General features: G+C 73.8%; 21 protein-coding genes and 1 tRNA gene. 12 read left to right on the forward strand and 10 right to left on the reverse strand.

Annotated features, from left to right (window positions below; genetic code table 11):
* The first annotated feature begins 61 nt into the window (after nt 1-61).
* Both ACWGKU_RS10940 and ACWGKU_RS10945 read left to right on the forward strand, forming a co-directional pair.
* Nucleotides 62-135: transfer RNA gene (locus ACWGKU_RS10940), tRNA-Met, on the forward strand.
* A gap of 367 nt (nt 136-502) precedes the next feature.
* Nucleotides 503-2,479 carry a sel1 repeat family protein gene (locus ACWGKU_RS10945; RefSeq protein WP_401044173.1) on the forward strand — a complete coding sequence of 659 codons (1,977 nt, stop codon included), beginning with the start codon at nt 503-505 and terminating at the stop codon, nt 2,477-2,479.
* Between the two features lie 92 nt (nt 2,480-2,571).
* Here ACWGKU_RS10945 and ACWGKU_RS10950 read toward each other — a convergent pair whose 3' ends face one another.
* Nucleotides 2,572-2,985, reverse strand: coding sequence for a Fur family transcriptional regulator (locus ACWGKU_RS10950; RefSeq protein WP_452177973.1), 414 nt, complete (start codon nt 2,983-2,985; stop codon nt 2,572-2,574).
* Between the two features lie 104 nt (nt 2,986-3,089).
* On the opposite strand from ACWGKU_RS10950, the gene ACWGKU_RS10955 reads away from it, so the two are divergent.
* Nucleotides 3,090-4,565 carry a catalase gene (locus ACWGKU_RS10955; protein ID WP_452177972.1) on the forward strand — a complete coding sequence of 492 codons (1,476 nt, stop codon included), beginning with the start codon at nt 3,090-3,092 and terminating at the stop codon, nt 4,563-4,565.
* A gap of 80 nt (nt 4,566-4,645) precedes the next feature.
* Here the strand turns inward: ACWGKU_RS10955 and hisN are convergent, their stop codons facing one another.
* From hisN to ACWGKU_RS10980, 5 genes are all read right to left on the reverse strand, one after another.
* Nucleotides 4,646-5,443 carry a histidinol-phosphatase gene (gene hisN / locus ACWGKU_RS10960; RefSeq protein ID WP_380540004.1) on the reverse strand — a complete coding sequence of 266 codons (798 nt, stop codon included), beginning with the start codon at nt 5,441-5,443 and terminating at the stop codon, nt 4,646-4,648.
* Nucleotides 5,444-5,594: 151 nt separating this feature from the next.
* Nucleotides 5,595-5,918, reverse strand: coding sequence for a DMT family transporter (locus tag ACWGKU_RS10965; RefSeq protein WP_359908425.1), 324 nt, complete (start codon nt 5,916-5,918; stop codon nt 5,595-5,597).
* A gap of 128 nt (nt 5,919-6,046) precedes the next feature.
* A complete protein-coding gene (gene rsgA / locus ACWGKU_RS10970) occupies nt 6,047-7,099 on the reverse strand; it encodes a ribosome small subunit-dependent GTPase A (RefSeq protein ID WP_359908428.1) in 1,053 nt (350 codons plus the stop codon).
* A gap of 15 nt (nt 7,100-7,114) precedes the next feature.
* Nucleotides 7,115-8,449: a 3-phosphoshikimate 1-carboxyvinyltransferase gene (gene aroA, locus ACWGKU_RS10975; RefSeq protein WP_452177971.1), complete on the reverse strand. Its 1,335-nt coding sequence runs from the start codon at nt 8,447-8,449 to the stop codon at nt 7,115-7,117.
* Between the two features lie 66 nt (nt 8,450-8,515).
* Entirely contained in the window at nt 8,516-9,241 is a 726-nt protein-coding gene (locus ACWGKU_RS10980) for a M50 family metallopeptidase (RefSeq protein WP_401046897.1), read from the reverse strand.
* 149 nt (nt 9,242-9,390) lie between these two features.
* Between ACWGKU_RS10980 and ACWGKU_RS10985 the strand changes: the two genes are divergently transcribed.
* The 8 genes from ACWGKU_RS10985 (at nt 9,391) to def (ending at nt 17,496) form a co-directional block, all read left to right on the forward strand.
* A complete protein-coding gene (locus tag ACWGKU_RS10985) occupies nt 9,391-10,143 on the forward strand; it encodes an SOS response-associated peptidase (RefSeq protein WP_401046894.1) in 753 nt (250 codons plus the stop codon).
* A 20-nt stretch (nt 10,144-10,163) separates the two neighbouring features.
* The gene (locus ACWGKU_RS10990) at nt 10,164-10,802 is read left to right on the forward strand and encodes an alpha/beta hydrolase family protein (RefSeq protein WP_401046892.1); all 639 of its coding nucleotides are present in this window, start codon (nt 10,164-10,166) and stop codon (nt 10,800-10,802) included.
* Between the two features lie 384 nt (nt 10,803-11,186).
* The gene (locus ACWGKU_RS10995; RefSeq protein WP_401046905.1) at nt 11,187-11,837 is read left to right on the forward strand and encodes a sigma-70 family RNA polymerase sigma factor; all 651 of its coding nucleotides are present in this window, start codon (nt 11,187-11,189) and stop codon (nt 11,835-11,837) included.
* Nucleotides 11,834-12,244, forward strand: a complete 411-nt coding sequence (gene rsrA, locus ACWGKU_RS11000; protein WP_401046889.1) for a mycothiol system anti-sigma-R factor — start codon at nt 11,834-11,836, stop codon at nt 12,242-12,244. Before ACWGKU_RS10995 ends, rsrA begins: the two co-directional genes overlap by 4 nt.
* A gap of 402 nt (nt 12,245-12,646) precedes the next feature.
* Nucleotides 12,647-14,080 (forward strand): HD-GYP domain-containing protein, encoded by a 1,434-nt coding sequence (locus ACWGKU_RS11005; RefSeq protein WP_401046887.1) that lies wholly within the window; start codon nt 12,647-12,649, stop codon nt 14,078-14,080.
* 104 nt (nt 14,081-14,184) lie between these two features.
* Nucleotides 14,185-15,519 carry an HD-GYP domain-containing protein gene (locus ACWGKU_RS11010; protein ID WP_401046902.1) on the forward strand — a complete coding sequence of 445 codons (1,335 nt, stop codon included), beginning with the start codon at nt 14,185-14,187 and terminating at the stop codon, nt 15,517-15,519.
* A gap of 290 nt (nt 15,520-15,809) precedes the next feature.
* Nucleotides 15,810-16,811: a tetratricopeptide repeat protein gene (locus tag ACWGKU_RS11015; RefSeq protein WP_401055351.1), complete on the forward strand. Its 1,002-nt coding sequence runs from the start codon at nt 15,810-15,812 to the stop codon at nt 16,809-16,811.
* A gap of 43 nt (nt 16,812-16,854) precedes the next feature.
* On the forward strand, nt 16,855-17,496 hold the full coding sequence (gene def / locus ACWGKU_RS11020; RefSeq protein ID WP_401055352.1) for a peptide deformylase: 642 nt from the start codon (nt 16,855-16,857) through the stop codon (nt 17,494-17,496).
* Nucleotides 17,497-17,553: 57 nt separating this feature from the next.
* On the opposite strand, the gene ACWGKU_RS11025 is transcribed toward def, so the two are convergent.
* Nucleotides 17,554-17,700, reverse strand: coding sequence for a hypothetical protein (locus ACWGKU_RS11025; RefSeq protein WP_452177970.1), 147 nt, complete (start codon nt 17,698-17,700; stop codon nt 17,554-17,556).
* A gap of 1 nt (nt 17,701) precedes the next feature.
* Here ACWGKU_RS11025 and ACWGKU_RS11030 point away from each other — a divergent pair, with 1 nt between their 5' ends.
* Entirely contained in the window at nt 17,702-17,896 is a 195-nt protein-coding gene (locus tag ACWGKU_RS11030) for a hypothetical protein (RefSeq protein WP_452177969.1), read from the forward strand.
* Between the two features lie 85 nt (nt 17,897-17,981).
* Here ACWGKU_RS11030 and ACWGKU_RS11035 read toward each other — a convergent pair whose 3' ends face one another.
* The 3 genes from ACWGKU_RS11035 to ACWGKU_RS11045 form a co-directional block, all read right to left on the reverse strand.
* Nucleotides 17,982-18,965 (reverse strand): NAD-dependent epimerase/dehydratase family protein, encoded by a 984-nt coding sequence (locus tag ACWGKU_RS11035; RefSeq protein WP_401055370.1) that lies wholly within the window; start codon nt 18,963-18,965, stop codon nt 17,982-17,984.
* A gap of 103 nt (nt 18,966-19,068) precedes the next feature.
* Nucleotides 19,069-19,911: a PaaX family transcriptional regulator C-terminal domain-containing protein gene (locus ACWGKU_RS11040; protein ID WP_452177968.1), complete on the reverse strand. Its 843-nt coding sequence runs from the start codon at nt 19,909-19,911 to the stop codon at nt 19,069-19,071.
* A gap of 78 nt (nt 19,912-19,989) precedes the next feature.
* Nucleotides 19,990-21,054: a ferritin-like domain-containing protein gene (locus ACWGKU_RS11045; protein WP_452177967.1), complete on the reverse strand. Its 1,065-nt coding sequence runs from the start codon at nt 21,052-21,054 to the stop codon at nt 19,990-19,992.
* Nucleotides 21,055-21,370: the final 316 nt, after the last annotated feature.

Consider the following 21,370-nt stretch of genomic DNA (forward strand, 5'->3'; position numbering starts at 1 on the left):
ACTGAGCTGCGGCAACCGTTTTCCGTTCCACCCCGCGACCGTGCTATGGTTCAACCACCGACGCGGGGTGGAGCAGCTCGGTAGCTCGCTGGGCTCATAACCCAGAGGTCGCAGGTTCAAATCCTGTCCCCGCTACAAAGGCCAGAGGCCCGGAGGATTCTTCCTCCGGGCCTCTGGTGTTTCCCGCTCCGTTCTCGCCCGGAAGCGGCGGGAACCGCTCCGGTAGTATCGACCGTCGCCAAGGACGACGGCAGCGGGGTTTGTGGGGTTGGAGTGTCGGGAAATCGACAAAGCGCCGAAGCAATTTCGTCGGCTTCGGGTCAGCCCCGCCGGAATTCGGCCGGGGCAGGTGTACGCGGGTACTGGGTGATGCGACGATGGGACACATGGGGGACGGTGCACGGCCGCTGACCGGCCGTCGGGTCCGGCGCCTCCCCCGGGAGTCCTCCCGGTCGCACGCCGGGGCACGATGCCGCGACACTCTGGGGGAGCGGGAGTCGGCATGAGGCTGATCGGCAAGTCAGGCGCCAAGTCCGCGGCGGCCGTCGAGGCGGACACCGACGCCTGGGCGGAGAGCCCCGAGAGCACCGCCGCCCACCCCGGAGCCCTGCCCGCCCAGCGCACCAGCGGACTGTCCGAGCGTTCCCCGGCCACCGGCTACGGGCCCGACAGCCTGGTCCACGTGTCGACCCGTCAGTTCGCCGCCGCCGTCGGCGCGTACGGCGAACAGCCCGGCGGGGAGCCGGCCGCCGGCGCCGCGCTCGACCCGGCCGGCCTCGACTCGACCAGCTTCGAGACCGCCCTCGCCGCCCGCGAGTCCGCCGCGCTGGAGGCCCGCCACCGGCAGGCCGCCGACGGCGGCGACCCGGACGCCGCCTGCCGGCTCGGCACCCTGCTGCTGCGCCGCGGCGAACTGGAGGACGCCGAGTCCTACCTGCGTGCCGCCGCGGCCGCCGGGGTGCGCGCCGCCGCCAACAACCTCGGCGTGCTGCTGCACCAGCAGGGCCACCGCGCCGAGGCCGGCCAGTGGTGGCGCCAGGCCGCCGTGGCCGGCAGCGCGCCGGCCGCGCACGCGCTCGGGCTGCAACTGCGCGACCAGGGCGAGGAGGAGGCCGCCGAGTACTGGCTGCACTTCGCCGCCGACCACGGCCACCCGCTGGGCGCGTACGCCCTGGGCGACCTGATGGAGCACCGGCGGGACGTGCGCGCCGAGCGCTGGTTCAAGGTCTCCGCCGACGCCGGGCACCGGGAGGCCTCCTACCGGCTGGCCCGGATGCGCGAGGCCGCCGGGGACAAGGAGACCGCCGAGACCTGGTACCGCACCGCCGCCGCCCGCAGCCACGCCCGCGCCGCGCTGCGCCTGGGCGTGCTGCTGGAGGAGCGCGCCCGCACCGACCGGTCGCTGCTGGAGGAGGCGGCCCGCTGGTACCGGCAGGCCGCGCAGAACGGGGAGCCGCGCGCGGCCTGCGCGCTGGGCTTCCTGCTGCGCGACTCCGGGGACGTGGCGGCCGCCGCCGAGTGGTGGCAGGAGGCCGCCGAGGCCGGGGACGGCAACGCCGCCAACGCCCTGGGCGCGCTGCACGCGAGCCGCGGCGAGGCCGCCGCGGCCGAGCGCTGGTACCGCGCCGCACTCGACGCGGGAGACCAGAACGGCGCCTTCAACCTGGGCCTGCTCTGCGCCGGCACCGGCCGCGAGCAGCAGGCCGAGCAGTGGTACCGCCGGGCCGCGTACGCCGGGCACCGGGAGGCCTGCAACGCGCTGGCCGTGGTGCTGCTGCAGCGCGGCGACGAGTCCGGCGCCCAGCCCTGGTTCTCCAAGGCGGCCGAGGCCGGCAGCGTGGACGGCGCGTTCAACCTCGGCGTGCTGCACGCCGGGCGCGGCGAGCAGCAGCAGGCCCAGGAGTGGTACGCGCGCGCCGCGGCCGAGGGGCACGGCGAGGCGGCCCTGCAGCTCGCGGTCGTCCAGGAGCAGCGCGGCAACCTGGCCGGGGCGCTGCAGCGCTACCGGCAGGCGGCGGCCGGAGGCTCGGCCGAGGGCGCGTTCCGGCTGGCCTCGCTGCTGGACCGGCGCGGGGACGCGGACGCCGAGGCCGAGCACTGGTACGCGCTGGCCGCCGACGCCGGGCACCGCCGGGCGCAGGTGCGGATGGGCGTGCGGGCGGCCGAGCGCGGGGCGCTGGAGATCGCGGAGAGCTGGTACCGGCGGGCCGCCGAGGCGGGCAGCCGCAGCGCCGCGTTCAACCTGGGGCTGCTGCTGGCCCGGCAGGACAGCGAGGCCGAGGCGATGCTCTGGTACACCCGGGCCGCCGACGCCGGGCACGGCCGGGCGGCGCTGCGGCTGGCGCTGCTGGCACTGCGCCGCGGGGAGCCGATGCAGGCGGAGAACTGGTGCCGGCGGGCGATCGGCTCCGGGCCGGCCGAGGTGGCCGAACGGGCCGGGCGGCTGCTGGGCGCGCTGAACGCCGAGTTGAGCGCGTAACCCCCGATTCGAGCGGCCCCGCGATCCGCTTGTCCCGCCGATCGGTGCAACGCCCTGATCAGTGCAACGCCCTGATCAGTGCAACTACTTGATCAGGGGCGGCAGTTCGGGCACAGGCCGCGGTAGGTGACCTCGGCGGCGGTGACGGCGAAGCCGAAGCGCTCGGCGGCGGGGAGGGCGGCGAGCGGGTCGCCCTGCGGGTGGACGTCGCGGATCGCGCCGCAGCCCGAGCAGATCAGGTGCTGGTGGGTGCGGTGCGCGTTGGGGTCGTAGCGCTTGGCGCGGCCGTCGGTGGCGACCTCCAGGACCTCGCCGAGGGTGACGAGCTCGCCGAGCGTGTTGTAGACGGTGGCGCGGCTGATCTCCGGCAGCCGGGCCGCCGCGCGGGCGTGCACCTCGTCGGCGGTGAGGTGCACGTGGTCGCCGTCCAGGACCTCGGCCACGACCCGGCGTTGCGAGGTCAGCCGCCAGCCCCGTGCGCGCAGTCTCTCCAGCAGGTCGCTCATGCCATCCAGAGTAGGTCAAGCTCCGAGATTGGTTCCAGTATTGACTTGGACAAAGTCCAAGTTAGGATCGTGTCATCACGACCGGACACCGCGGAGGCACTCCCATGACGATCCAGGACGAGCAGCGCCCGACCCTGACCACGGAGGCGGGTGCCCCCGTCGCCGACAACCAGAACACCGAGACGGCGGGCGTCGGGGGCCCGGCGCTCATCCAGGACCAGCTGCTGTTCGAGAAGCTCGCGCACTTCAACCGCGAGCGGATCCCGGAGCGCGTGGTGCACGCCCGCGGCGCCGGCGCGTACGGCACCTTCACCGTGACCGCCGACGTGACGTCCTGGACCCGGGCGGCGTTCCTCTCCGAGGTCGGCAAGCAGACCGAGACGTTCCTGCGCTTCTCCACGGTGGCGGGCAACCTCGGCGCGGCCGACGCGGTGCGCGACCCGCGCGGCTTCGCGCTGAAGTTCTACACCGAGGAGGGCAACTACGACCTCGTCGGCAACAACACCCCGGTGTTCTTCATCAAGGACGCCATCAAGTTCCCCGACTTCATCCACACCCAGAAGCGCGACCCGTACACCGGCTCCCAGGAGGCGGACAACGTCTGGGACTTCTGGGGCCTGTCGCCCGAGGCCACCCACCAGGTGACCTGGCTGTTCGGCGACCGCGGCATCCCCGCCTCGTACCGGCACATGAACGGCTACGGCTCGCACACCTACCAGTGGCAGAACGAGGCCGGCGAGCACTTCTGGGTCAAGTACCACTTCAAGACCGACCAGGGCATCCGCAACCTCGCCCAGGCGGAGGCCAACACCCTCGCCGGCGAGGACCCGGACAGCCACCAGCGCGACCTGCGCGAGTCGATCGAGCGCGGCGAGTTCCCCAGCTGGACGGTGCAGGTCCAGATCATGCCGGCGGCCGACGCGGCGAACTACCGCTTCAACCCCTTCGACCTCACCAAGGTCTGGCCGCACGCCGACTACCCGCCGATCGAGATCGGGAAGCTGGAGCTCAACCGCAACCCCGACAACGTCTTCGCCGAGGTCGAGCAGTCGGTGTTCTCCCCGGCGCACTTCGTGCCCGGCATCGGCCCGTCCCCGGACAAGATGCTCCAGGGCCGCCTGTTCGCGTACGCCGACGCCCACCGCTACCGGGTCGGCATCAACGCCGACCACCTGCCGGTGAACCGTCCGCACGCCACCGAGGCCCGCACCAACAGCCGCGACGGCCACCTGTACGACGGCTGCCACGGCCGGCAGAAGAACTACGAGCCGAACAGCTTCGGCGGCCCGGTGCAGACCGGCCGTCCGCTGTGGGCCGCGACCGCCGTCGACGGCCCCACCGGCACCCACGCCGCGCCCTCGCACGCCGAGGACGACGACTTCGTGCAGGCCGGCGACCTGTACCGGCTGTTCTCCGAGGAGGAGAAGCAGCGCCTGATCGGCAACCTGGCGGGCTTCATCGCCAAGGTCTCCGCCGACCGCGAGGACATCGTGGAGCGGGCGGTCGACAACTTCCGCAAGGCCGACGCCGACTTCGGGCAGCGGCTGGACGCGGCGGTCCGGGAGCTGCGCAAGCGGTAGTCACCGGACCGGGAACGGCGGCGGCCCACCGACCAGCTTCCACTGGTCGGGGGGCCGCGACCACGCTCGGGCCGGCCGGGTCAGACGGAGAGCCGGCGCAGGGCCTCCTCGTGCAGCAGGCCGTTGGAGGCGACGGCGTCGGCGCCGCCGGGGCCGGGGACGCCGTCCAGGCCGGTGAAGCGGCCGCCGGCCTCCTCGACGATGATGCAGTTGGCCGCCATGTCCCACAGCGACAGCTCGGGCTCGGCGGCGATGTCGACGGCGCCCTCGGCGACCATCATGTAGGACCAGAAGTCACCGTACGCGCGGGTGCGCCAGCAGGCGCGGGTGAGGTCCAGGAACGGGTCGAGGCGGCCGCGCTCCTCCCAGCCGCTGAGCGAGGAGTAGGAGAAGGACGCGTCCTCGATCCGGGAGACACCGGAGACCTGCAGCCGGGAGGCCTTGGTCAGGCTGCGGCCGCCGAACGCGCCCAGGCCCTTGGCCGCCCACCAGCGGCGCTGCAGCGCGGGGGCGGAGACGATGCCGACCACCGGGCGCTCGACGCCGTCCGGGCCGTCCTCCAGCAGGGCGATCAGGGTGGCCCAGACCGGGACGCCGCGGATGTAGTTCTTGGTGCCGTCGATCGGGTCGATCACCCAGCGGCGCGGGCCCGAGCCCTGGAGACCGAACTCCTCGCCGAGGACGGCGTCGCGCGGACGGGCGCGCTGGAGCACGCTGCGCACGAGCTCCTCGGCGGCCTTGTCGGCGTCGCTCACCGGGGTGAGGTCGGGCTTGGTCTCGATCTTCAGGTCGAGGGCGCGGAAGCGATCCAGGGTGACCGAGTCGGCCGAGTCGGCGAGGACATGGGCGAGTCGGAGGTCGTCGTGGTAATCGGCCATGCCCGAAACCCTAGCGAGCCTCCCCGGATCGGCACAGCCGGGCTCGCGGAGCGGCCCGGAGCGGGTGCGGGCGCGCGCGGCCGTCCGGCGCGCCGTGTCGGCTCCGCTCGTCGCTCCGCGTGCCGGGCGGCCGCTCCGCGTGCCGGGCCGCTCAGTGGGTCGTGCCGCTGAGTTGGAGGCCGATGACACCGGCGATCACCAGCGAGATCGAGACCAGCTTGAGCACCGAGGAGCTCTCGCCGAGGAAGAGCATGCCGTAGATCGCGGTGCCGGCCGCGCCGATGCCCGTCCACACCGCGTAGGCGGGGCCGACCGGAAGGGTCTTCAGCGAGAGGGTGAGCAGGCCGAAGCTGCCGAGGGCGAACACGCAGAAGCTGATGGTGGGCCAGAGCTTGGTGAAGCCCTCGCTGAGCTTGAGGTTGATCGCGAAGCCGGTCTCCAGCAGGCCGGCCAGGACCACCAGGGCCCATGCCATCGCGTGCCCTCCCTGTCGATCGACGGGCGGACCGCATACGGCCCGACTTTCCTATGATCGCCAGGTGGGCCCGCTCCGACACCTCGAACGGGCCACCAACCCCGCCGACGGGCCGCGGACGGCCGGACTCAGTCGGCCTCGCCGTCCTTGCTGGCCAGCAGACGGCGCAGCGAGTAGAGCCGGGCCGCCTCGGCGTGGCCCTCGGCGACCCAGGCGTCCAGCGCGCAGTCCGGCTCGTCGTGGCTGCACGCGCGCGGGCAGTCGACGGTGCCGGCCTCCAGGTCGGGGAAGGCGAGGATGACCCGGGACGGATCGATGTGCGAGAGGCCGAACGAGCGGAAGCCGGGGGTGTCGATCACCCAGCCGGGGTTCAGCGCCTTCTTCGAGCCGGGCTTGGCGCCGGGCGGCGGGGGCAAGCGCAGCGCCAGCGCGGAGACGGTGGTGTGCCGGCCGCGGCCGGTCACGGCGTTGACGTGCCCGGTCTGTCGCCGGCGGTCCGGGACGAGCGCGTTGACCAGGGTGGTCTTGCCGACGCCGGAGTGGCCGATGAAGACCGTGGACAGGCCGCGCAGGTGCTCCCGGACGGCCTCGGCGCCGGTGGTCTCCAGCTCGTCGCGGCGGGTGACCACGTACTCGATGCCCAGCGGCGCGTAGGTCTCCAGCAGCGTCGAGGCCGGGGCGAGGTCCGACTTGGTGAGCACCAGCAGCGGCTCCATGCCCGCGTCGTACGCCGCCACCAGGCAGCGGTCGATCAGCCGGGGGCGCGGCTCCGGATCGGCCAGGGCGGTGACGATGGCCAGCTGCTCGGCGTTGGCGACCACGATCCGCTCGTACGGGTCGTCGTCGTCCGCGGTGCGCCGCAGCACCGAGGTGCGCTCCTCGACCCGGACGATCCGGGCGAGGGTGTCGGCGTCCCCGGTGAGGTCGCCGACCAGGTTGACCACGTCGCCGACGACGACGCCCTTGCGGCCCAGCTCGCGGGCCTTCATGGCGACGACCTCGCGTTCCTGCTTCGTTCCCGGGTCGACCAGGCAGGTGATCCGGCCGCGGTCGATGGTCAGCACCATCGCCTCGGCGGCGTCCTCGTGCTTGGGCCGGATCCGGGTCCGCGGCCGGGAGCCCCGGCGGGCGGGGCGGTTGCGGATGTCGTCCTCGTCGGCGTCCTTGCCGTAGCGGCGCATGTGCTCAGTCTCCGCTCAGGCGCCCGCCGCCGCTTCGCCGCCGAGCAGCTCGGACCACATCCCGGGGAAGTCGGGCAGGGTCTTGGCGGTGGTGGCGACGTTCTCGACCTCGACGCCGGGCACGGCGAGGCCGAGCACGGCGGCGGCGGTGGCGAGGCGGTGGTCCTCGTAGGTGTGGAAGATGCCGCTGTGCAGCGGGCGCGGGCGGATCCGCAGGCCGTCCTCGGTCTCGGTGACGTCGCCGCCCAGGTCGTTGATCTCCTTGGCGAGCGCGGCGAGCCGGTCGGTCTCGTGCAGGCGCAGGTGGGCGATGCCGTACAGGTGGGACTCGGAGTCGGCCAGCGCGGCGACGGCGGCGATCACCGGGGTGAGCTCGCCGACGTCGTGCAGGTCGGCCTCGATGCCGTGGATCCGGCCGGTGCCGGTGAACTGCAGGCCCTCGTCGGTGAACTCGCAGGCGCCGCCCATCCGGGTGTAGATCTCGCGCAGCTGGTCCCCGGGCTGGGTGGTGTGCCTGGGCCAGTCCCGCACGGTGACCCGGCCGCCGGTGACCAGGGCGGCGGCGAAGAACGGCGCGGCGTTGGAGAGGTCCGGCTCGACCACCAGGTCGCGGCCGAGCAGGGCGCCGGGGGTGACCCGCCAGACATCCTTCTCGCCGCCGTCCTCGGGGGCGTCGACCTGGGCGCCGGCCAGCCGCAGCATCTCCACGGTCATCCGGATGTGCGGCAGCGACGGGACCGGGCCGCCGACGTGGCGGACCTCGATGCCGTGGTTGTAGCGGGCCCCGGAGAGCAGCAGGGCGGAGACGAACTGGGACGAGGAGGAGGCGTCCAGCTCGACCGGGCCGCCGTCCAGCGAGCCGGTGCCGTGCACGGTGAGCGGGAAGGCGCCCCGGCCGCCGTCCTCGATCCGGGCGCCGAGCGCGCGCAGGGCGTTGATCACACCGTGCTGGGGGCGCTCGTAGCAGCGCGGGTCGCCGTCGAAGTGCACGGGGCCGTCGGCGAGGACGGCGAGCGGCGGCAGGAAGCGCATCACCGTGCCGGCGTTGCCGACGTCGACGGAGGCGGGGCCGAGCAGCGCGGGGGCGGGGATGACCCGCCAGGCCTCGCCGCCGCCGGTGCCGCCGGAGTCGTTGTTGACCTTCTCCTCGATGGTGACCCCGAGGGCGCGCAGGCCGTCGGCCATCAGCTGGGAGTCGCGGCTGCGCAGCGGGCGCCGCACCCAGCCCGGCCCGTCGGCGAGCGCCGCCAGCACCAGGGCCCGGTTGGTGACCGACTTGGAGCCGGGGATGGTGACGGTGGCGTCGACGGGGCTGGTCGCGACGGGGGCGGGCCACAGGGTCTCGGTCATGGGGCAAGTCTAGGGGCCGCGGCGGAAGCCCCCTCGTCGGTCGGGCGGCGGGACGCTCCCGGCCGGCTACCGCAGCGGCTGGAGCAGCCAGGCGGCGCCGAGGCCGAGGCAGGCGAGGGCGACGAGCAGGAAGACGGCGACCCAGGCGAGGGCGGGGACGTGGGTGAGCCGGGCGAGCTGGTCGGCGTCGGAGTCGCGGGCCCAGCCGATCCGGCGCTGGTGCTGGAGCTCCAGGACGGGGCGGACGGCGCCGAAGAGCAGGAACCAGCAGCCGAGGTAGGCGAAGCCGGCCTGGACCTCGGCGCTGCCGAACCACGAGACCAGGAAGAAGGCGCCGCCGGCGACCAGCACGCTGAGGAAGCCGAAGGCGTTGCGGATGCGCAGCAGCAGGGCGAGCAGCAGCACGATCGCCAGCCAGAGCAGCAGGGTGATCCGGTCGGCGGCGAGCAGGGCGGCGCAGCCGAGGCCGAGCAGCGCGGGGGCGGTGTAGCCGGCGGCGGCGGTGAGGACCATGCCGGGGCCGGTGGGGCGGCCGTAGGAGAGGGTGAGCCCGGAGGTGTCCGAGTGCAGCCGGATGCCGGCCAGCTTGCGGCGGGTGACCACGGCGATCAGGCCGTGGCCGCCCTCGTGGGCGATGGTCACGGCGTTGCGGGCGACGTGCCAGAGCGGGCGGGCCAGGACGGTGAGCAGGGCGGCGGCGCCGGTGGCCAGGACCAGCCAGCCGGGTGGGGCGGCCTGGGTGCCGGTCACCTGGTTCCACAGGTCGCCGAGGGTCAGGTCGTTCGCGTTCATCGGTGTCTCCGCCTCCGTCCGCCGCACTGGGCCGTCGCGTTGGGCCGTTCGGGGCAGCCTCCCATGCGGGGACGGGCGGGAGGCGGCGGGTGGTTCTGGTCCGGGGATGAACACGTCGTGAGAACCGGTGGCATGGCAAGCTGGCCCGCATGTGCGGTCGGTTCGCAGCCAGCAGCAAGCCCGAGGACGTCGTCGAGCTGTTCGACGTCGAGCACTGGGATCCCGCGGAGACCCTGGACCCGAACTGGAACGTCGCGCCGACCAACAGCGCCTTCGTGGTGCTGGAGCGGCTGGGCGGGGAGCGGCCGCGGCCGGTGCGGCAGCTGCGGGTGCTGCGCTGGGGGCTGGTGCCGCAGTGGTCGAACTCCGCCGAGACGGCGGTGAAGATGATCAACGCCCGGTCGGACACGGTGCACGAGAAGCCCTCGTACCGGCAGGCCTTCGCCGCGCGCCGGTGCATCCTGCCGGTGGACGGCTACTACGAGTGGCAGACGGTGCCGGGGGAGCGCGGAAAGGCCCGCAAGAAGCCGTACTTCGTCTCCCGGGCCGACGGCACCCCGCTGGCGCTGGCCGGGCTGTACGAGTTCTGGCGCAACCGGGCGGTGCCGCCCGGGCACCCGGAGGCCTGGCTGGTGACGTTCACGATCGTCACCACGGACGCCGAGGAGTCGCTGGCGCCGATCCACGAGCGGATGCCGCTGTTCCTGGACCCGGGGGACTGGGACGCGTGGCTGGACCCGCGGCTGACCGACCCGGACGGGCTGCGCCGGCTGCTGGTGCCCCCGCCGCCGGGTGCGCTGCTGGCCACTCCGGTGTCGCCGGCGGTCGGCAGCATCCGCAACAACGGTCCGGAGCTCAAGGAGCCGTGGACCGAGGTCGAGTACGAGAGCACCCTGTTCTGAACCTTCCTGGAGTCACCGCGATGAGCACCACCGAACTGGTCCCCACCGAGGCCGGGGAGGCCCGGATCACCCACCACCGCGCCGAGCGGCCCGTGGTCGTGCTGGCGCTCGGCCACGGCGCGGGCGGCGGGATCGAGGCCCGGGACCTGGTGGCGCTGGCCGGGAAGCTGCCGGCCCGGGGGATCACCGTGGCGCTGGTCGAGCAGCCCTGGCGGGTGGCGGGCCGCAGGCTCGGCCCGGCGCCGAGGACACTGGACCTCGGCTGGCGGCCGGTGGCGGAGCGGCTGGCCGGGCAGGGCCTGCCGCTGGTGGTGGGCGGTCGCAGCGCCGGGGCGCGGGTGGCCTGCCGCACGGGCGCGGCGACCGGGGCGGTCGGGGTGGTGGCCCTGGCGTTCCCGCTGCACCCTCCGGGCAAGCCGGAGAAGAGCCGGGCCGGGGAGCTGCTGGAGTCCGCTCTGCCGACGCTGGTGGTGCAGAGCGCGGCGGACCCGTTCGGCGGGCCGGCGGAGTTCCCGGAGCTCCCGGCGGGGCACGAACTGGTGGCGGTGCCGTACGGCAGCCACGGCTTCGAGGTGCCCAAGCGGGCGCCGGTGGGGCAGGACGAGGTGCTGGACCTGATCTGTTCGTCGGTGGGGGACTGGGTGCTGCGGCTGCTGTGAGGCCGTGAGCGGGGAGTTTCCGCTCGATCACTCGTGCGAGCGAATGGTGCCCGGGGGCGGGAATGCGGCCGGGGCCGGTGTGGTTGTCGTGTCCGTCAGCACGAGTCACCGGTGTGAGAGGCAGGGCAGATGGGTTCGATCGCGTGCCCCGAGCGGCCTGAGGAGCGCGAGGCCACCACGGCGTTCGCCCCCTCGTGGTCGGAGTGGCTCGACGCGGGCGAGAAGCCCGTCAGCCCGATATCCTCCATTTCTGGGCGGCCCGCCGTGGGCCGCGCCCGTCATGCCGAGGAGGTGGGTCCGGTCGTCGGGACCGAGCACGAGGCCGATCCGGGCCGTGGCCCGGGCGACGCCCTGCCCGCGGGCGAGGCGCTCACCGGTGAGGAGCTGGCCGAGGCGATCGGTGAGGACACCTACCGGGTGTCGGCGGCGGAGAGCGAGGAGGCCCGGCGGGAGCGCTTCGAGCGCGACGCCCTGGGCTACCTGGATCCGATGTACTCGGCGGCGCTGCGCATGACGCGCAACCCGGCCGACGCGGAGGACCTGCTCCAGGAGGCGTTCGCCAAGGCGTACGCGTCCTTCCACCAGTTCCGCGAGGGCACGAACCTCAAGGCCTGGCTGTACCGCATCCTCACCAACACGTTCATCAACTCGTACCGCAAGAAGCAGCGGGAGCCCCAGCGCACCGCGGCGGAGGAGATCGAGGACTGGCAGCTGGCCCGGGCCGAGTCGCACATGTCGACCGGTCTGCGCTCGGCCGAGACCCAGGCGCTCGACCACCTTCCCGACAGTGATGTGAAGGACGCGCTCCAGGCCATCCCGGAGGAATTCCGGATCGCCGTCTATCTCGCGGACGTAGAAGGCTTTGCGTACAAGGAGATCGCGGACATCATGGGTACTCCCATCGGTACGGTGATGTCCCGGCTGCACCGCGGCCGTCGTCAGCTGCGCGGCATGCTGGAGGATTACGCCCGTGAGCGCGGGCTGGTCCCGGCCGGCAGCGGGGCAGGGCAGGAAGCGAAGGGCTCGGGCTCATGAGCTGCGGCGATCCGCACGAAACCGAGTGTGGCGAGGTCCTCGACCACCTCTATGAATTCCTCGACAACGAGATGCCCGAGGGCGACTGCGCGAAGTTGCGCGTCCACTTCGAGGAGTGCTCGCCCTGCCTGAAGCAGTATGGGCTGGAGCAGGCGATCAAGGCGCTGATCAAGCGTTCCTGCGGGTGCGACGACACCCCGACCGACCTGCGCAGCAAGGTGCTGGCCAGGATCGACTCGATCCGGGCCGGGCAGCGCTCGGGCGAGCAGGTGGTGGTCGCGGTGGAGACCACCGTCGAGGTGCACGCCGAGTCGGCCCGTCCGGCGCCCGGGCTGGGTGGGGCGGCCGAGCGGGAGTCCACGGAGCGCCCCGGCGCGCCGGTCGAGGCCGGCGCCCAGGCGGAGTGACGGCCCGCTGACGAACGCCCGCGCGGCGAACGTCTGTGCGACGGACGGGCGGGTGGTCGACCGCCGGGAGCGGTGGTCCGCCGGCCCGCCGGTGAGGGCGGGGTGGGCGGTTCGTGCAGGTCGGGCAAGGAGTACCAGCGGCCCCGGGAGTGTGTGCTCCCGGGGCCGCTCCCGTTCCGCTCGCACACGCCCTCACTCGTTCGAGTGAGTTGGCGGTGCGCCAACTGCGCCGTTGCGCCATCATGCGTCCCCATGTCCGGACGGCGGCCTATTCTCCTGACGGACACTCACCGTCGGTCCGCCCGACGCGTTGAGGCAAGACGGGGTCCGTACGGCGGGGAGGTCGAGATCGCTACCGACTGTGGAGGATCGACCCTGCCGCGAGGGGCGGCGCGCTACCTGGTGGCCGTCCCGGTGGCGGCGCTGTGCTGCCTGGTGCCGCTGCTGCCCGCCGCGGCCGTCCCCGGGGTGCCGCACTGGCTGGGCGCTCCGGTGGACTGGCCCAAGGTCGGGCTACTGGCCTTCCTGCACGGCTGCTGGGAGTCCCTGGCCCAGGGCCTGCCCACGCCCTGCCTGGTGCTGGTGCGCCGGCTGCTGCACCGGCCCGCGCTGCCCGAGCGGACGCCGGCCCGGCCCGGGGTGAACGCCTTCTTCCCGGTGCTGTTCGCCGGGGTGCTGATGCTCCCGCCGTCCGCCGCCGCCCTGGTCGCCGCCCCGGCCGCGCTGCTCGGCGGCCCGAACGGGCGCGGCTGCCGCCCGCGCCAGCTGTTCAACGGCTCCCAGCTCGCGCTGTGCGCCTTCGCCTCCTCGGCCGCCTTCCACCTGCTGCACGGCCCGCAGCTGCTGCTCGGCTCCCGCTTCCCGGCCGCGCTGCTGCCGGGATTCGCCGCCGTCGCGGTGTTCTGCCTGGTCAACGGGGTGGTGGTGGGCGTCATGCTGATGCTCGGCGAGGGGCGCCGCCCCGGGGTGCTGCTGCGCGGGGCGCGCGCGGTGTGCGGGCTGCCGGTGCTGGTGCACGCGGCCGGCGGGCTGATGGTCGCGGTGCTCTGGCAGGGCCCGTACGGCGCGTTCGCGGCGCTGCTCGCCCTGCTGCCGCTGTCCATCTCGGCCTGGGTGTTCGCCCAGGGCCAGCGCGAGCGCGACGCGCACCAGGCCACCGTTCAGTCGCTGGTGCAGGCCGTGGAGATCAAGGACTCCTACACCCGGGGCCACAGCGAACGGGTCGGCCGGGCCTCGGTGCTGATCGCCACTCAGCTCGGCATGGAGGCCGAGCGGCTGCGCACCCTGCGCTTCGCCGGCATCCTGCACGACGTCGGCAAGCTCGGGGTGGCCACCGAACTGCTGCGCAGAAACGGTCCCCTCACCGAGGCGGAGCGCCGGGCGGTGGAGATCCACCCGGTGTACGGGTACGAGCTGGTGCGCGGGATCGACTTCCTCGGCGAGGCGCACGCCGGAATCCTGCACCACCACGAGCGGATGGACGGCCGGGGCTACCCGAGCGGGCTGGCCGGCGAGCGGATCCCCGAGTTCGCCCGGATCATCTCGGTCGCCGACGCCTTCGACTCGATGACCTCCACCCGGTCCTACCGGCGCGGCCGCCCGGTCGGCGAGGCGGTCACGGAGCTGGAGCGCTGCTCGGGCAGCCAGTTCGACCCGGTGATGGTGCGGGCGCTGATCGACGCGCTGGCCGGGCACGACTGGCAGCCGGTGGTGCACTCCGAGGACGGCATCGAGGCGGTGCCGGACATCCCGCTCGGGGTGCCCGAGCCGGTCCGGGCGGCGCCGGGCCGGGTGCCGCCCCAGGGCGGGAGCGTCCCCGCGGCCGGGCAGCCGTGAGGGCCCCCGGGCGCGCGGCTTCCGGGCGTGCGGTGCTCGGAGCGGGGGCGTTCGGGCGTGCGGTGTGCGGAGCGGGGGCGTTCGGGCCCCGGGCGCTGCGGCGGGTGCTCCTCGGCCGCACGCCCTGCGGGCGCACCGCGCGCGCGGTGCACGCGGTGGCCGCCGTGCTGCTGGCGCTCGCGCTGGGCGCCGTCGCCGTGCGCGGGGTCGCGGAGCCCGGGGTCGTGCTGGCGTTCACCGCGCTGATCGCGCTCGGCGAGTGCGTCCGGATCACCCTTCCGGGGGATCGGGAGCAGGCGCCCATCGGGGCGGCCGGCGCGCTGGCGTACGCGCTGCTCGGGCCGCTGCGCGGAGTGCCGACCGCGCACGGGACGCTCCAGGTGGTCGCGGTGACCGGGGCCGGTCTGCTGCTGGGCTGGCTGGCCTGCCTCGTCCTGCCGCGCCGCGTCCTGCCGGGCGGCCCCGGCCGTCCGCACGGCCGTCCGCCCTGGGCCGACCCGGCCCGCCGCGACGGCGCCGCCCGCCGGCTGCTCGCCGTCGGCTTCGCGGCCGCCGTCTTCCAGCCGCTCTACAACGGCGGCGCGGTCGACCGCTTCTCGCCCGAGGGCCCGGCGTACGGGGCGTTCCTGACCGCCGTCGCCGCGCTGGCCGCGCTCTGCGACGCGACCCTGGCGGCGCTGCTGCGCCGCTCCGGCGGCGGGCTGCGGTTCCCGGCGGCGCTGGAGGACGAGCTGCGCTCGCTGTTCGGCATCGGCTCGGCGATCGTCGCCACCGGGATGCTGGTCAGCCTCGCGGCGGGCGAGGTCGGGCTGTGGGCGCTGCCGCTGTTCTGCACCCCGCTGCTGCTCGCCCAGGTGTCCTTCCGGCGCGCCGCCGCCGTGCGGGCCACCACCGGGCAGACCATCGCCAGCCTCGCCCGGGCCACCGAGGTGGCCGGCTACACCCCGCACGGGCACGCGCGCCGGGTCGCGGACACGGCGTGCGCGCTGGGCCGCGAGCTGGGCATGGGTACCCGCGAGCTCGCCCTGTTGGAGTACGCCGCGCTGATGCACGACGTCGGCCAGCTCTCCCTGGTCGAACCGGTTCCGGACGGCGCCACCGCCCTGCTGCCGTACGCCGAGCAGCAGCGGATCGCCCGCCTCGGCAGCGAGGTGATCAGCCGCACCGGAGTGCCCCGGCAGGTCGCCGAGCAGGTCGCCCGGCTGGCCGACCCGTACACCGGACCCGCCCCCGGCGAGGGGCCGGTGCCGCTCGCGTCCCGGATCATCCGGGTCGCCAACGCCCACGACGACCTGCTCACGTCGGCCCGCGGCCGGGGCGTCGGCGAGGCCGTCGGGCGGCTGGAGGCCCTGGAGGTGCTGCGGCTGGGCCGCGGCCGGGTCTACGACCCCCGCGTGGTGGACGCCCTCGCCAGGGTGGGCGGCCAGGCCCGTCGCTGAGGGGCGGGCCCGGGCGCGCGGGGCTCGCACGGTACGGGCCGTGCGCCGCCGTCGCGGGACCGGGAAAACCGGGTTCCGGCCGTCAGGGGTTGAGCGGGTGGGATCGGACGGGCAGGCTGGGGAGGGGCGGACCCCAACCTCGGCGGTGGGGAGCGCGGGCGGGGGCGGGCGTGGTTGGATGCGGTCGTAGCGTGGAACACCGACCCGGGGCACCGGGCCCCGAACACCGTCCGAGGCGGTACGGGCACGGTGGCACGGGACTTGAGCGGACGACGACGGCAGGGACGAACGTGAGGATCTTCCACCGGGCACGGCACCGGCCGTCCGCCACCTGGCGGCAGACGACCGACCGGGCCTTCACGCTGATCGGCGACGGCCGCTACGAGGACGCCGGCGCGCTGCTGGTGATGGCCGCCGACCTGGAGCCGTGGCTCTCCGACTCCTGGTTCAACCTCGCCCTGCTGCACAAGTTCCGCCGGGACTGGGAGCAGGCCCGCTCGGCCGGGCTGCGCGCCGTCGCCCTGCTGGACCGCGAGCACGGCGCCCCGGACTGGTGGAACCTCGGCATCACCGCCACCGCCCTCCAGGACTGGCCGCTGGCCCGCCGCGCCTGGCAGGCGTACGGGCTGAAGCTGCCCGGCGGCCCCGGCGGCCCCGGCGGGCAGCAGGACGGCCCGGTCAGCCTGGACCTCGGCACCACCCCGGTACGGCTCTCCCCGGACGGCGAGTCCGAGGTGGTCTGGGGCCGCCGGCTGGACCCGGCCCGGATCGAGGTGCTGTCCATCCCGCTGCCCTCCTCCGGCCGCCGCTGGGGCGAGGTGGTGCTGCACGACGGCGCCCCGCACGGCGAGCGGGTCACCGACGGCGTCGCCTACCCGGTGTTCGACGAGATCGAGCTGTGGGCGCCCTCCCCGGTGCCGACGTACGTGGTGCTGCTCCAGGCCGCCACCGCCGGGGACCGGGACGCGCTGGAGCGGCTGGTCGCCGACGCCGGCTACGCGGCCGAGGACTGGACCTCCTCGGTGCGGCTGCTGTGCCGCGCCTGCTCGGAGAGCCGGATGGCCTCCGACGACGGCGTCGCCGCCCACCACGACCCGCACGACGACGGCGACGCCGCCCACCCCGGCCACCTCAGCCACCTCAGCCAGGGCGGCGCGGCCGGGATGTCCTGGCTGGTCGAGCGCGAGTGCGGGATCGCCGCACCGGCCCACCTGGTGCGCACCCTGCTGGACCGCTGGGTCGCGGCCGCCCCGGGAAGCCGGGCGTACCGGGATCTCGAAGAAGTGTGCTGAGTACCCTGGTGAGGTAACGCGTACACCGACGGAAGCGGAAGACATGGCGGAGCAGGCCGAGCAGCACGAGCACGAGCACGACGTGGAGGGGGAGGCGCCCGAGACGCCCGTGAAGGTGATCGGTGAGGAGCCCGACCTCAGCAGGGGCACCGCGCGCCCGATCACCGTCGTCGGCAACCCGGTGCTGCACCGCGAGGTCAAGGACGTCACCGTCTTCGACGGCGAGCTGTCCGCACTGATCGACGACATGTTCCAGTCGATGTACGCCGCCGAGGGCGTCGGCCTCGCCGCCAACCAGATCGGCGTCGACCTCAAGGTCTTCGTCTACGACTGCCCGGACGACGAGGGCGTGCGCCACATCGGCCACGTGATCAACCCGGTGCTGGAGGAGTACCCGGCCGACCGCCGCCGCGTCCTGGACGACGGCAACGAGGGCTGCCTCTCCGTCCCCACCGCCTACGCGGAGCTGGCCCGCCCGGACTACGCCGCGGTCACCGGCGTCGACAAGGACGGCAAGCCGATCCGCGTCGAGGGCACCGGCTTCTTCTCCCGCTGCCTCCAGCACGAGACCGACCACCTGTACGGCACCCTCTACATCGACAAGCTGTCGAAGCGGGACCGCAAGGACGCCCTGCAGCAGATGGCCGAGGGCACCCCGAAGTACGCGACGGTGTCGAACGCCTGACGGTGCGGTACGCGCGAGGGCCGGGACACCGCTGGTGTCCCGGCCCTCGGCGTGGGGTCAGCCGTGCCACAGCCGGCCGGTGGACCCGCGGGCGACCAGCTCCGGGCTGAACAGGTAGTCCCTGACCTGGCCGCCGTGCCCCTCCAGTCGGCGCCACAGGGCCTCGGCGACGGCCGCGGCCGTCTCCTGGATCGGCTGGCGCACGGTGGTCAGCGGCGGGTCGAACGACTCCAAGACCGTCGCGGTCGGCCTCTACGGGATCATCTCCGGCCGACAGGACCAGAACTACGGCCCGTTCGCCGCCGGGGCGCTGGCGACCTCGCTGCCGGTGATCGTGGTCTACCAGTTCCTCCAGCGCTACCTGGCCCAGGGGCTGACCGCGGGATCGGTCAAGGGCTGAGCACGGGTAGCCTGCCGCCCCGGACGCCGACGACGTCCGGGGCGGGGTGGTGGGTCCCGTACAGGGGGCCCGTGCGGGCGGCGGGTCAGGATTCGCCGTGCTGGCCGCGGGAGAAGATGGTCGGGCTGCCGGGGAGCTCCGGATTCGCGCCGAGGTGGTCGGCCAGGTCGCGTACCCCCTCGACCAGCGAGACCGACGGCCGGTATCCCAGGCCCTGGAGCTTGGAGATGTCGCCGACCAGCCGGTAGGTGTCGTCCTCGATCTCCGGGATCACGCTGACCTCGGGCGTCTTGCCGGTGGCCTCCCCGATCGTGTCGACGAGCTCGCGCATCGACACCTCCGTGCCGGAGCCGATGTTGAACACCTCGCCCAGTTCGGCCCGGTCGGCGATCGTCAGCAACCCCTGGACCAGGTCGGTGACATGGACGAAGTCGCGGGTCTTCCGGTCGATGTCGCCCACGATCTGGATGGGCTGGTGGTTGAGGTGCCAGCGCAGGAAGCGGCCGACCTCGACCATCGCCTCGTGCGGGTTCTCGCCCGGTCCGTAGACGCAGAAGGGGCGGCCGACCACCACCGGGAGGCCGCAGGCGCGGTGGAGTGCCAGGCAGGTGATCTCGCCGCTGAGTTTGGACGCGCCGTACGGCACGAAGGGGCGGGTCGGGTGGTCCTCGTCCATGGGGAATTTCCGGGGCGTTCCGTAGACGGACGCGGACGAGACGTAGACGACCCGACGGACGGGCGCCTTGAGGAGGGCCTCGGCGAAGATCAGCGTGCCGAGTGCGTTGATCTCGAAGTCGAGGCGCGGTTGCGTCACCGACAACGTGCCGTTCGCGTTCGCGGCGACGTGGAAGACCAGGTCCGCGTCGTCCACGGCCTCGGCGACGGCGTCGACCTCGCGGATGTCCAGCAGGTGCAGGGTGGTCCCGGACGGCGCCGAGATGCTCGTGGCCGTCCGGGCGTTGTCGATGATCGACACCTCTTTCCCCAGAAAGAGAAGAGCGCTGGTCAGGTGCCTTCCGACGAAACCCAATCCGCCCGACACCAAGACCTTGTCGTATTCTTCGAGCATATAATCGATATATCAGGCCTAGAACATATGGGCGATCCGGGAATTCGAAATCGCGTCCGTCCGGGTGAATATCGGGCGAGCGGGGTTTGTCCCGGAGTGGAGGTCAGGCCCGGTGGGCGGCCGTCGGCCCGGTGTCGAAGGCGCGGAAGAGCGAGAGGTCGGGGGTGCGGCCGCGGATCGCGGTCCAGGCCTCGTGGAAGTCGCGCCGGATCCGGGACGGGGGCCAGGGGGTGGGCCTCAGCTCCGGGGGAAGGAGCGGGTCGCGCTCCAGGGCGTGGGTGAAGGCCTCGGCCAGCCGCAGCGCGACGGCGACGAGTTCGACGGAGCCGAGGTCGGGGCCGAGGGGTTCCGCGGCGAGCGCGTCGGCGAGGGGCCGGTAGGCCTCGACCGTCTCGGCCGAGGGCCACAGGTGCTCCGCGGTGGAGGCGGGGTCGGTGAAGCCCGGGCCGGTCAGGCGGGTGGCCTCCGCCGTGATCAGGTAGGCGCCGACCGTCGCCGCCGAGGCCTCGGCGGTGAGTTCGTCGAGGAGGTCGTGCGGGCTCGCGTAGGCGCCGGGCGCGAGCGGCACGGCACCGAGCCGGGTCAGCGCGGCGCGGAGGGCGTCGCGCTCCGACCGGTGCCGCTCGGGGACGGAGAAGGTGTAGAGGCGCCAGAGCCCGTCCCAGGGGACGAGGCCGGCGTCCTGCGCGTAGGCGAGCGCGACGAACCGGACGTCCATGTCCGAGCGGAGCCTGCCCGCGTCGGTCAGGACGAGCCGGCCCTTGCGGCCCCGCCCCTCCTGCCGCAGGACGCCCGCCGCCTCCAGCCGGCGGACGGCCAGCCGCACCGGCTGGTCCGACAGGCCGACCGCCGCGGCGACGTCGTAGACGTAGTCGAGCGAGGCCGTGCCCTGCGGATCGAAGCAGGCCTCGACGACCGTTCGCGGCGCGGCTCTGTCTGCGGACACGGAAGACCTCGGTTCTCGATCACCCGCCCCGGGGCGGGGCCGTCCGGTCAATCTGCCACACCGGCCTCCGGCGTTGGTTCAGGACCCCTGCTGGACGAAGAGCCACTCCGGGCCGTAGGTGAGGCGGGGATCGGCGGGGAGCTTGATGGCGTTGATGAGCCGAGCGGCGTCGCCCAGATCACTCATGTGCCCGATCGCGTCGAAGAGCTCGTTCCCGTTGCCGCCCCAGGCGTGTTCGAGGGATGTCAGCATGGCGCTGTAGGACGTGTTGAAGTCGTGCAGTGCGGAGGCGGTGGGCCGGTCGGGCGCGTTGGCGGGGTCGTTGGCCCAGCCGCCGGCGGGAACACGGGCGACCGGCGAGGTGTCCGGGAGCGGTACGTCGGGGCCGGTGAACTCGAACCTCCCCGTCGCGGGGTTCTCGACCAGCTTCCTGCCGACGGCGATCTCCTTGAACGCGTAGTAGTGGGCGAGTTCGCCAGGGGGGCCGGGGAAGGGGTTGTCGGGCGAGGCGTCGGTGCCCTCGCCCTGGGTCCGGATGACGTCGATCGCCTTCAGCACGTCGTCCATGGTGTTCATCGCGACGATGTTGTTGCCGGCGCCGTGCTGCGACCCCAGCGGGAACGTCACCTGGTTCCGCCCGGTGAGCAGGTGCGCGAACCTCGGGAAGACGTCGGCGATGCGCTGGTAGAAGGCGCCGATCGTGTTGCCGTCGGCGGCGAACGCGAGCGGGTTCTCGGGCTTCTCGATGTCGGAGAAGAGGCCCGCCGACTCCCTGGTCAGCCCGCCGAGGGAGACGATCAGCCCCGGGTTGACCCCGCCGGGCAGCTCGCCCGGGTACTTCGGGACGGTGGCGGGGTCGGTCAGGACGACGGTGCCGCCGATGCTGGTGAGCATGTTGCAGACCAGGCCGAAGTGCGACATCTCGTCGAAGACGATCTCCCGGATCGTGTGGTGGACGGGTTGGCCGTCGTCCTGGCTGGTGATCGACCAGAGCGCGGTGGCGTAGGGCGGGATGGTGGAGAGCTCCAGCATGATCGCCCGCTGGAGCGCGTCCTTGAGCTCCTGCTCGGTCCAGTCCTCCTCGGCGATGTTCATGAGCTGGACGATCGCGTCGCTCTCGTAGTCCAGGATTCCGGTCGTCACGCTGGTCACCTTTCGTTCGGCTGTGCGCCGGACCGTAGCCGGAGGCGGATCGCGCACGGACGCATGCCGTCGGTGCGGCCGAGGAGTTCATCCGGACGGGTGGCCGTGGGGGCGCCGACGCCGCGCTCACCGCCGGCCGGTGGGCCGGGACCGGTGAGGCCGAGTGACGGCGGGCGCCGTGCGTGGCTGCGGTGAGGGCGGATTTCTGCGATGAGGGCCGAACTTCCGCGATGAGGTCGGGTCGTGCCCCGCCCGGGCGAACGCCGGGGGGGGGGGGGGGGGGGGTTCAGGGGGGGTGGGGGGTGGCGGGGATAAC

The sequence above is a fragment of the Kitasatospora sp. NPDC054768 genome (assembly GCF_053612025.1).